The 1,828-nt window shown below is 32.1% G+C and carries 1 protein-coding gene and 1 pseudogene; both read right to left on the bottom strand.

Annotation, left to right across the window (positions count from 1 at the left end; all coding sequences use genetic code 11):
* Positions 1 to 267 (bottom strand): annotated as a pseudogene (locus HRU49_RS14625) (hypothetical protein); the annotation flags it as partial.
* A gap of 46 nt (positions 268 to 313) precedes the next feature.
* A complete protein-coding gene (locus tag HRU49_RS14620; protein WP_296358467.1) occupies positions 314 to 1,726 on the bottom strand; it encodes a POTRA domain-containing protein in 1,413 nt (470 codons plus the stop codon).
* Between the last annotated feature and the right edge of the window lie 102 nt (positions 1,727 to 1,828).

Here is a 1,828-nt window from a genome sequence, read left to right as displayed (position 1 = left end):
TGGATCTGTGCCTAAGGCTAGTCTTCCTGCTCTTAATAAATTTCCATTGGGTAATAAATAATTTGCGTTTCCTGGAGGGTAAGTACTGTTCCAAGAATTTACAACTTGGCCACAATTATCAATTAAATAAGAATCGGTATGGGTTGAAAATAGGGTGTAGCCTTCATAAGCATTTTCTGTAATCGAAATGATACCGACTGTGTTTTGACTAAAGCTTAGGCCAATAAAACCCATAAAAGTAAAGAAGAATAGTAATTTTCTAATCATGGGAATTTTTTATAGCCTTCAAATTTATTGTATTATTTTGGATAAATCAAAAGGTGGCTGTTAAACTTACATGGACCTTAGAATCTGAAAGTCTAAATGGTCTATTCTCAGATTTTCCAGTAGTATAGTTTAATCTAAATAGACCTGCATTTGTCAAAAGACCCAATCCAAATCCAAATCCAAATAACTTTTCTTTGGTGTCTGTTATTTGATTTTCAAAATAGGCAGCATCTAAAACAGAATGAACATAAATATTGCTATTTAATCTATAACGGTATTCGGTATTTATGACACCATAAAGATTGGCCACCAAGCTATTCTCTTCAAATCCTCGGATAGAATTAATACCGCCAAATCTAAAAAGCTCATTGTCCAAATAATTATCTGAAGTTAAAATTGCACCATTAAATCTCGTGTAGATGCTATTTTTAAGATTAAGATTAAAGATTTTATAGGCGTTTATATCTAGAACCGATTGGCGTTGAGTGCCAGTGGTATTGTCTCTGTTGCCGAAGCTTGAAGAAAGGTCAAACAAAAAATTAATTGGGAACAAAGGGTCATAAAATTGTGGTTTAGTGTAATTATAGCCGACCGTGTAATAACTGGAAGTGTAATCATTTAGTACTGCAGTATCATTATCAAGTAAATTTGAGGATGTCGTTGAGTTAATTCCTATAGCTACACTATGTTGTGCGTTAATTTGGTAATTGACTTTTAAGTATTGTTTTGCGTTGGAAAAGGTGGTGTCTTTTCTAAAGATATTTAATCCTACTTGAAGCCCAATTGGTGATCGAAATAAAAATGGTAGGTGGGCATCGACTCTAAAGGTCTGTTGGTCAATTTCGTCGCTCTTGTAAAATAAGTTTAGTGTTTCACCAAAGTTGAGATTATTAATAAGTCTCAGATCTAAATAGCCGTCAAATTCAATACGGTTGGTATTTTCATTTGTACCAAAGCCCAAAAATCCATCAAAATTGTTAGTTCTTGTTTTTTCTAAGTACAAATAGAGGGTTGTAGAATCATTAGTGAATAAAACTTCAGGATCCTTTATTTTTGATGCAAATCTCAAATCTTCTAGGCGTTCAACCTTTTTTTTGATCTCATTTAGGTTAAATGAACTTCCTGTTTTTAATTTTAAAAATCGCTGAATGTAAGATTTTGGAAATTTTTCATAACCCTTAACGATAATCTTATCGATGCGTCTTTTTTGATTAGAAACAATATTTAAGTCAGCGCGTATCAAATCTGATTTTAATTTCGATAAATTAATTAATTGAAGCGTTGAAAATGGATCACCTTGTTCAGCAATTCTTGCGTTAATGTCATCAAGTGATTTTTCTAAATGAATTGTCTCAATTTCAAAATAATTGTCGCCTAATTCTACATCTATAAAATCTAATAGAGAAGAATTAAATGAAGAATTGTAGTGAATTTGAATTTTATTGATTTTAGATCCCATATAATATTGCGCCTTTTACTTGGAGTAGTTGATTTTAGAAACTGAATCGATTGCTGCATCAATGTAACCTAGTCGTGTAAGCTGGCGGATTAGCCTGTCTAA

Source organism: Winogradskyella sp. (genome assembly GCF_013213975.1).
Lineage (GTDB): Bacteria > Bacteroidota > Bacteroidia > Flavobacteriales > Flavobacteriaceae > Winogradskyella.
Note: the sequence above shows the minus strand (reverse complement) of the source record. Positions and strands in the feature narration are given on the sequence as shown.

Bases quoted from the DNA above. Each gene is read 5' to 3' on its own strand.
- HRU49_RS14620 (WP_296358467.1), bottom strand. From the start codon at position 1,726: ATGGGATCTAAAATCAATAAAATTCAAATTCACTACAATTCTTCATTT.